At 74.6% G+C, this 698-nt stretch carries 1 protein-coding gene; it reads right to left on the bottom strand.

Annotated features, from left to right (window positions below; translation table 11 throughout):
* A partial coding sequence (locus ETD85_RS62595; protein WP_138699137.1) for a class I SAM-dependent methyltransferase occupies positions 1–682 on the bottom strand: 682 nt, incomplete at its 3' end.
* Positions 683–698: the final 16 nt, after the last annotated feature.

Raw genomic sequence — 698 nt, 5'->3', positions numbered from 1 at the left:
ACCCCTCAATCGCCCCGTCGCCGCCCTTCCCGTCACCCTCCGTAGCTCCGTCCGCCGAGGTTCGACACTCCTGGCGCAGGTACGCGAACCAGCGGCCGGCCTCCTCACGACAGTCCGTGACGGTGAACCCGCTCTCTCGTGCGAGCGGCGGAACGTCGGAAACCGACACTCCCGCCCATCGGAACCAGGCTCCGGTGACATCACCGTGGCGCAACCGGACACGCCCGGCCGTACTGGGCTCGCCGGGCGGCCCGACCTCGGCGATCAGCTCGCCGCCCGGCCTGACGAGCTCCCGCATCCTGCGCAGCAGGGCCGGCGGATCGCCGCCGATGCCGATGTTCCCGTCGGCCAGCAGCGCCGTCGCCCACTGGCCTGCGCCCGGGACATGCCCGAACACATCCCCGCACAGGGCCGGCCCGCCCGCCTGGCGCGTCAGCCGTACGGCGTGCGGGGTGACGTCGATGCCGAGCACGGCGACACCCCGCCGGGCCAGCCCGACCGTCAGCCGCCCCGGCCCCGAGCCGACGTCGAGGGTGGGGCCGGCGCACCGGGACAGCATGGCTTCGTCGCCGTCGATGAGCTCCAGCCACCGCACGGCGGCGAGCGGCTCGCGGCGGCCGTCCTCGTACTCGATGTCGACCTCGGCCCCGGCGAGCGACTCCGCGTACAGCTCGCCGATCACCCGCCCTCCCCCGCAC

The sequence above is a fragment of the Nonomuraea zeae genome, from assembly GCF_005889725.1.
Lineage (GTDB): Bacteria > Actinomycetota > Actinomycetes > Streptosporangiales > Streptosporangiaceae > Nonomuraea > Nonomuraea zeae.
The sequence above is the reverse complement of the archived record's forward strand: the minus strand, read 5'-3'. Positions and strand labels throughout refer to the sequence as shown.